Origin of the sequence: Myxococcus sp. AM011 (genome assembly GCF_013372595.1) — a bacterium.
GTDB lineage: Bacteria > Myxococcota > Myxococcia > Myxococcales > Myxococcaceae > Myxococcus > Myxococcus eversor.
The window spans coordinates 42,808-50,078 of the sequence record NZ_JABXEM010000047.1; the positions used below are offsets into that span (position 1 = coordinate 42,808).

The window sequence follows — 7,271 nt, forward strand, 5'->3', positions numbered from 1 at the left end:
TGACTCAGCCCGCAATCGTCCCGCTGAAAAGTCCCCATGTCTGAACCTCTGTGAACGGCGCGCGCTCGCATCGCATTGGCCCGACAAGAGGGCGACGCGGTGCAACCAAGAGGCTTGCCAGAAAGCTGGCCTCAAAGGGCGGGCGCCCCTTCGACGCGGCGGACCGGGAGCTGCCGCAGCGACCCACTGCCGCCGGTCACCCCAAGGGGCCCGAGACGAGCCCGCTCAGATCACCCGTGACGCGCCCATCGACGATGGGGACACACTCCGGAGGACACCGCGGCGTGAATTGAATTCCCAGGTCGCGGGCCCTCCGGAGGAAACCATCCAGTTCCTGAAGACACGCCTTCGGGATGTCATGCAGGACCATCAGGGTGTGGGGACGGCTCATGCAGTCCGCGAGCGCTCGTTCCGGCCAGCCCTCGGGGTCGAGCCAGTCGCCAGGGACGCTGTTCCAGAGGATGCACGAGTATCCATGCTCCTTCAGGTGTTCGACCGCGCGTGGACTCAAGAGGTGTGGCCCCAGCCGGCCTCCGCCTCCGAAGGGCCGGAACCGCTTCGGCCCCAAGCCCAGCGGAGCGAGGAGCGCCTCGGTCGCGGCGATCTCCGCCTCCACCGCGTCCGGACGGACATCCTCGCCCAGCGGCACGGCGTGCGTGAACGAGTGGTTCCCCACGAGGTGCCCCTCGTCCCGGGCCCGCTCGACGAGGCGCCGCCCCTCCGCCGTTCCCAGGTGTTTGCCCAGCACGAAGAAGTGCGCGGTGATCCCATGCGACGCCAGGACGTCGAGCACCCGAGGCGTCACCTCGGGGTCCGGCCCGTTGTCGAACGAGAGCGTCAGCAGGCTCATCGAAACCCGTTGTTCGAGGTGTGGTCACCCGCGAGCCAGCGCGACAGCTCCTCCCGCGCGCGGGCCTGGCGGGCCCGCATCACGTCGGGCTTCACGGCATCCGGACTGTCGTGCGTGAACTCGACGATCATCCCGTTCGGATCCTTGATGTAGAGCGAGCGGCAGTATCCGTGCTCCAGCACGTACAGCTCGGGCTCCGTATATCCCGCCGCACGCAGGCGCTGCTCGATGGCGCCCTGGGTCTCCACGTCGACGTTCAGCGCGATGTGGTGGAACGGCGTCGGAGGCATGGAGGGCCCGAAGAGCTCCTGGTCCGAGGACTTCTCGAACTGGAAGAACGCGAGTGCGCTCCCGTCGCCCAGTTCGAAGAATGTATGGCAATACGTCCGGAGGGCGCCGAAGAGCTCGTCTGATTCACACCAGGTCGCGATGAGCGGCAGGCCAATCAAGTCCTCGTAGAACCTCCGCGTCGCCTCCAGGTCCTTGGTCACATACGCCGTGTGATGAAGCCTGCTGGGTCGCCTTGCCTGGATTCCCATGCGTCCTCCTGCTGTCGTGGTTCCATCCGCTCAGGTGCGGCGCGCGCCGATGACCGGATTGCGCAGCACCCCGATCCGCTCGACCGAGACCTCGCACACGTCTCCCGCACGCAGGAAGCTCGGCGGATTGCGCGCGGCACCCACGCCACTCGGCGTGCCCATGGCAATCACGTCGCCCGGAAGGAGCGTCATGACCTCGGAGAGCCCGGCGAGGACGGTGGGGACGTCGAAGATCATGTCCGACGTGCTCGCGTCCTGCCGGAGCTCGCCGCCGACGCGCATCTGGATGCGCAATCCCAAGGCGCCCTCTGGCAGCTCGTCTGGCGTCACGAGCTCGGGGCCGAGCGCGCCCGTGCCGTCGAAGTTCTTCCCGAGCGTCCACTGCGGGGTGCGCTTCTGGTAGTCGCGCACCGAGCCGTCGTTGAAGAGCGTGTAGCCCGCCACCCACTCCAGGGCCCGCTCGCGAGGGATGTCGCGCCCCGGGCGCCCCACCACCACCGCGAGCTCGGCCTCGTAGTCGAGCTGCTTCGAGCACCTGGGCACTTCGAGCGGAGCCTCGTGTGCGAGGAGGCTCGTGGCGACGCGGGTGAACACCACCGGGTAGCGAGGGGGCTCGAAGGCCGCCTCCGACGCATGGGCGACGTAGTTCAGCCCGAGACAGAGAACCTTGCTCGGGTCCGGGACGAGCGGCCGGTAGTGGAGGGCTGACGGCTCCACCCGGAATCGCGCGGGCGCGTCGACGGCCCGCGCGGCCAGCTCGGCGAGTCCGCCGGGATTGCGTTCGAGCAGCTCGCGGAGCGAGCTTCCGACCGACGGGACGAGGGCCGTGACATTGACCAGCCCGTCTGGCGTTCGCACGCCGAGGGCAGGGGACCCGTCCACAAGAATCGAAGCAATTCGCATCGTCGCGCTCCTCCAACGGGGACCCTAGGTGAGTCAGGCGCCTTGAGTCAAATAATGTCGACAAAACGAGGACTGTCGTTGGTTTGACATATTGCATCAAATCTCCGCGATGCCCTATAGAGCCAGATATCCCCTGTGAGGAAGCCGATGGCCGCCCCATCCCGCATCGCTGGTCTCGCATCCGAACCGACCCTCACCTCGACGGTCGTGGACCGGATTCGCAACGACATCCTTCGCGGGGTGCTGCCTCCCGGGGAGAAGCTGAGGCTCGAGCATCTGGCGCCTCGCTACGCCGTCGGGCGGACGCCCTTGCGGGAGGCGTGTTGCCGCCTGGCGTCCGAGGGGCTCGTCACCATCGAGGACCAGCGCGGCTTCAGGGTCGTCCCCATCTCCCGGGCCGACCTGCTGGACCTGACGAGGACCCGCCAGCAGCTCGACACCCTCGCGCTCCGCGGGGCGATGGCTCGCGGTGACATCTCCTGGGAGGGCGAAGTCACGGCGGCCCTCCACCGCCTCCTCCGGAGGACGCCAGCCTCCAGCGACGGGACGCTCGATGATGACTGGGAGGCCGAGCACGGGCGCTTCCATGCGACCCTGTTGGGGGCCTGTGATTCCCCCTGGCTCCTCAAGTTCTGCGCGACCCTGTTCGACCAGAGCGAGCGCTACCGTCGCCTCGCGGTGTCGCATGGCCGGCATGCGCGCGACATCGAGGAAGAACACACCGCCCTCGTCCGGGCCACCCTGGCGCGGGACGCGGAGCGTGCCTGCGCGCTCCTGGTCGAGCACATCGCCAGGACGACGGAGCTCGTCCTCGCCGCCCATCCCGGCCTGAGCGTCAATGAGCCGGTTTCCGAGTCTTTGCCGACAAAACAACGAAGCGCCTCCAGGAAGGCCTGATGAGAACCCCATTCGTGGAGGGGCCGGACGGCGTCCGGCTCGCGGTGAGCGACGCGGGCCCCGTGTCGGGCGTGCCATCGGTGCTCTTCGTGCATGGCTTCGCACAGAGCCGTCACTGCTGGGACCCGGTGCTCGAGGGAGACCTCGCGCGGAGCTTCCGCCTCGTGGCGCTCGACCTTCGCGGTCACGGTGACTCGGACAAGCCCGAAGGAGATGCGCCGTATGTCGAGGGCATCCACTTCGCCGACGACCTCCATGCGGTGATTCAGGGCCTGGGCCTGGAGCGGCCCGTCGTGGTCGCCTGGTCCTATGGCGGTGTCCTTGTCGGCGACTACCTGCGCCACCGTGGGGATTCCGCGCTGGGCGGCCTCTTCTTCGTCGCGGCGTCGCTGAAGACCGGGAAGCCCGCCCGCGCCTTGTTCGGGCCGGGCATGCTCGCGAATGCCCGAGGCCTGCTGTCGGACCAGGAGGAGACCTACGCGTCGGCGGCGCGCGACTTCCTCCAGGCCTGCGCGGCGCGGCAAGTCCCCGGAGCGTTCGCCGACGAGAGCCTTCGCGACATGCTGCGCGTTCCACCGCATGTCCGCCGCGCGCTCCTCGCCCGCACGGAGGACTATTCAGCGGAGCTCGAACGCCGCACCTGCCCGGTGACCACGCTGCACGGTGAGCTCGACCAGGTGGTCCTCCCCGCCATGAGCTCCGAGCTGGTGCTGCCGCGCGTGCCCGGGGCCCGGGGCGTGTCGCTTCCCGGCGTGGGGCACCTGCCGTTCATCGAAGCGCGTCCGGACTTCGAGGCGGCGCTCTCCGCGTTCGTGACGAGCTGTCGCGAGGCCTTGGGCGGCTGAAGCCGGGCCTACCTCTTCGTCTGCTTCTTCAAGAACCGGCTCAGCCGCACCTTGCCCAGTCCGCGTCCGCCGAACAGGTACCAGGTGATGGCCGCGCCGAAGAGGCCCGCCGCCAGGGCGATTCCCACCGCTCCGAGCACCGGGATGTTCCCATACATCCACGGCTTGGGCGCGAAGGAGATGAACGCCCCCACGATGAAGCCACACGCGCACAGCCCCATGAAGGCAATCACCGCCGCGCTGCGCAGGTTCTCGTTCAGCTTCTCGAACTGGTCCGCGCGCACCGTCACGGTGAACTTGCCGGACTCCATGTCGAGCAGGATTTGCGACAGCTGCGTGGGCAGGTCCTGCGCCATCGACTGCAATCGCAAGAGTGTCCGCATCAGCCCGCCCTGCAACTGCGTCGGGTCATACCGCCCCGCCAGGAGCTCCTTCGCATACGGCAGCGCCACCTCGATGATGTTCATCTCCGGGTAGAGGCTGCGCAGCATTCCCTCGGTGGAGATGGAGGCGCGGCTGAGCAGCGCGTACTCCTTGGGAATCCGGATGCGGTACTTCACCGCCAGGTCCAGCAAGTCGCGCAGCAGCGTGCGCGCGTCCACCTGTCCCAGCGTGGTGGGCAGGTGCGCGCCGAGGATGCTCTCGATGTCGTTGCGGAACCCCACCAGGTTGGCCCGCGCATCCGGCACGCCCACGCGGTAGAGGATGCGCGCCACCGAGTCGCTGTCCTTCAGCGCCACCGCCAGGCACAACATCACCAGCGTCTCCTGCATGGGCCGCGTCAGCCGCCCCACCACGCCGAAGTCCAGCAGCGCCAGCCGGTTGCCCTCCATCAGGAGGAGGTTCCCCGGGTGCGGGTCGCCATGGAACAGCCCGTCGTCGAAGAGCTGCCGGAAGCTTGCCTCCAGGATGTTCTGGGCAATCGCCTTCCGGTCCTCCTCGGCCAGCGTCTCCGGCGCGATCTTCACGCCCCGGATGAACTCCAGCGTCAGCACCGTGCGGCTGGACAGCGCCGCGTAGACCCGGGGAATCTTGAGGTACGTCCGCTCCCGGTGGTTCTCCAGGAACGCGCGGACGTTCGTCGCCTCGTTGATGAAGTCCAGCTCCTCGTGGATGGCCCGGTCGAACTCGTCGACGATTCCCGTGGGCGTGTAGATGCCCGTCTCCTCCACCACGGCCTCCAAGAGGCGCGCCAGGCTGCGCAGCACTCCGAGGTCGGAGTCGATGCTCGCGGCGATGCCCGGCCGCTGCACCTTCACCACGACCTCCTCACCCTCCAGCGTCACCGCCCGGTGCACCTGGGCAATCGACGCCGCCGCCAGCGGCACCTCGTCGATCTGCTTGAACAGCTCGCTGGCTTCCTTGCCCAGCGATTCGCGAATCTGGGAGAGCACCTGCTCCAGCGGAATCGGGTCCACGTTGTCCTGGAGCAGCGCCAGCTCCTCGACGAACTCGGCGGGCAGCAGGTCCGCGCGCGTGGACAACACCTGGCCCAGCTTCACGAAGGTGGGGCCCAAGTCGTTCAGCAACATCCGGAAGCGGCGCGCCGTGGACGCGCGCTGGGCCTCCGGTGACACTTCCACCTTCTCCTGCCGACCCAGGATGCGCCACAGGCCCGCGCGCTCGAGCACCTCGCCAAAGCCATGTCGCGCCGCGATGACGGTGATCTGCCGCACACGGTTGAGGTCCTGGAGAATCACGGGAGGGTCTGTCTCCTTGCCACCACGGTCCGACGTTACGCCCGCGCCACCGGCTTCGCCACGAAGCGGAGCAGCACATAACCCACCACCGCCGACAGCAGCGAGCCCACCAGGATGCCCAGCTTGGCCTCGTTCAAGAGGCCGGGCTGCCCCGCGAACGCCAGCCCCGCGACGAACAGGGCCACCGTGAAGCCGATGCCCGCCACCACCGAGACGCCATGGAGCTGCGCGAGGCCCGCGCCTCCGGGCAGGGTGGAGACCCGCAGCTTCACCGCCACCAGGGTGAACAGGAAGATGCCCACCTGCTTGCCCACGAAGAGGCCCGCCATGATGCCCAGGGGCAGGGGGGCGAGCAGGTCCTTCCACCCCATGCCTTCCAACGAGATGCCCGAGTTGGCCAGCGCGAACAGCGGGACGATGCCGTAGCCCACCCAGCCGTGCCACAGGTGCTCGAAGCGGTTGAGCGGCGGCTCCAGCTCCTCGATTCGATCCTCGATGTAGAGCAACTGCGCGCTCCTCATCGACTCGTCCTCGGCGTTCTGGGTGCAATCGTTGATGTACGTGGAGAGCTCCTCCAACACGTTCCGTCCTGGCCGGGTGGGGCGCGAGGGGATGCACAGGCCCACCACCACGCCAGCCAGGGTGGCGTGGATGCCACCATGGTGCATCGTGTACCAGAGCGCCGCTCCGGCCAGCAGCCAGACGATGCCGTTGCGGACATAGAAGCGATTGAGCGCCACCAGCAGGGCGACCACCGCGGCGGCGGCGAGCAGCCACTCGACATGCAGCCCCGTGCCGTAGAACAGGGCGATGACGAGGATGCCGCCGATGTCATCGAAGATGGCCAGCGCGGTGAGGAAGACGATGAGCCCGTGGCCCACGCGCGCCTTCACCAGGGTGAGGCATCCGATGGCGAACGCGATGTCCGTGGCCATGGGGATGGCCCAGCCCGCCATGGCCGGAGTGCCCGCGTTGATGGCGGCGTAGACGGCGGCCGGCACCACCATGCCACCCAGCGCGGCGATGAGCGGCAGCATCGCGCGCGAGAGCGTGCGCAGCTCCCCGGCGCTCAGCTCCCGCTTCACCTCCATGCCGACCAGGAAGAAGAACAGCGTCATCAGGCCGTCGTTGATGAGCTCCTGGAAGGTGAAGGACGCCTGGGTGCCCGCCACCCCCAGTTCCAGGCGGGCGCCGAACAAGCCGACGTAGGAGGAGGCCCACGGTGAGTTGGCCCACGCCATGGCGACCACTGCGCACAGGGCCAGCAGGATGCCGCTGCTGGCCTGGAGGCGGAAGAAGGCCTGGAGTGGCGCGATGGCCACCCGGAAGAGCGCGGGCACGGGGGCCGGTGAACGGGTCCGGGGAGAGGGCGAGGTCGAAGGAGTCTCCATGGCGGGGGCCAAGATGCCCGCGCCTTTCAGTGGGCGCACCCGTTTTCGGACCTGGGTCCGCCGAAATGTCACCCGTGCGTGTTAGGGAACTCGGCGGGTAGGGTCAGCCGTTCGTTGATCCACGGGGCGGGGGCATGAGAGAAGGG

The 7,271-nt window shown here is 68.3% G+C and carries 7 protein-coding genes; 2 read left to right on the forward strand and 5 right to left on the reverse strand.

Features of this window, described 5'->3' with window-relative positions; translation table 11 throughout:
* Positions 1–196: 196 nt before the first annotated feature.
* Genes HUW62_RS12730 through HUW62_RS12740 form a run of 3 tightly spaced genes read right to left on the reverse strand, consistent with a single transcriptional unit; the run spans position 197 to position 2,247 of the window.
* A complete protein-coding gene (locus tag HUW62_RS12730; protein ID WP_176434585.1) occupies positions 197–850 on the reverse strand; it encodes a polysaccharide deacetylase family protein in 654 nt (217 codons plus the stop codon).
* Positions 847–1,389 (reverse strand): VOC family protein, encoded by a 543-nt coding sequence (locus tag HUW62_RS12735; RefSeq protein ID WP_163867184.1) that lies wholly within the window; start codon positions 1,387–1,389, stop codon positions 847–849. Before HUW62_RS12735 ends, HUW62_RS12730 begins: the two co-directional genes overlap by 4 nt.
* 30 nt (positions 1,390–1,419) lie before the next feature.
* The gene (locus HUW62_RS12740) at positions 1,420–2,247 is read right to left on the reverse strand and encodes a fumarylacetoacetate hydrolase family protein (protein WP_368670398.1); all 828 of its coding nucleotides are present in this window, start codon (positions 2,245–2,247) and stop codon (positions 1,420–1,422) included.
* A gap of 192 nt (positions 2,248–2,439) precedes the next feature.
* Between HUW62_RS12740 and HUW62_RS12745 the strand changes: the two genes are divergently transcribed.
* On the forward strand, positions 2,440–3,189 hold the full coding sequence (locus HUW62_RS12745; RefSeq protein WP_163867186.1) for a GntR family transcriptional regulator: 750 nt from the start codon (positions 2,440–2,442) through the stop codon (positions 3,187–3,189).
* Positions 3,189–4,034: an alpha/beta fold hydrolase gene (locus tag HUW62_RS12750; protein WP_176434587.1), complete on the forward strand. Its 846-nt coding sequence runs from the start codon at positions 3,189–3,191 to the stop codon at positions 4,032–4,034. Before HUW62_RS12745 ends, HUW62_RS12750 begins: the two co-directional genes overlap by 1 nt.
* An 8-nt stretch (positions 4,035–4,042) precedes the next feature.
* Here HUW62_RS12750 and HUW62_RS12755 read toward each other — a convergent pair whose 3' ends face one another.
* Together HUW62_RS12755 and nhaA are read right to left on the reverse strand one after the other, a co-directional pair.
* Positions 4,043–5,734, reverse strand: coding sequence for an AarF/ABC1/UbiB kinase family protein (locus HUW62_RS12755; protein WP_163867188.1), 1,692 nt, complete (start codon positions 5,732–5,734; stop codon positions 4,043–4,045).
* A 35-nt stretch (positions 5,735–5,769) separates the two neighbouring features.
* Complete coding sequence (gene nhaA, locus HUW62_RS12760) at positions 5,770–7,125, reverse strand: Na+/H+ antiporter NhaA (protein ID WP_163867189.1); 1,356 nt, start codon at positions 7,123–7,125, stop codon at positions 5,770–5,772.
* Between the last annotated feature and the right edge of the window lie 146 nt (positions 7,126–7,271).

Bases quoted from the DNA above. Each gene is read 5' to 3' on its own strand.
- HUW62_RS12730 (WP_176434585.1), bottom strand. From the start codon at position 850: ATGAGCCTGCTGACGCTCTCGTTCGACAACGGGCCGGACCCCGAGGTG.
- nhaA (WP_163867189.1), bottom strand. From the start codon at position 7,125: ATGGAGACTCCTTCGACCTCGCCCTCTCCCCGGACCCGTTCACCGGCC.
- HUW62_RS12735 (WP_163867184.1), bottom strand. From the start codon at position 1,389: ATGGGAATCCAGGCAAGGCGACCCAGCAGGCTTCATCACACGGCGTAT.
- HUW62_RS12745 (WP_163867186.1), top strand. From the start codon at position 2,440: ATGGCCGCCCCATCCCGCATCGCTGGTCTCGCATCCGAACCGACCCTC.
- HUW62_RS12750 (WP_176434587.1), top strand. From the start codon at position 3,189: ATGAGAACCCCATTCGTGGAGGGGCCGGACGGCGTCCGGCTCGCGGTG.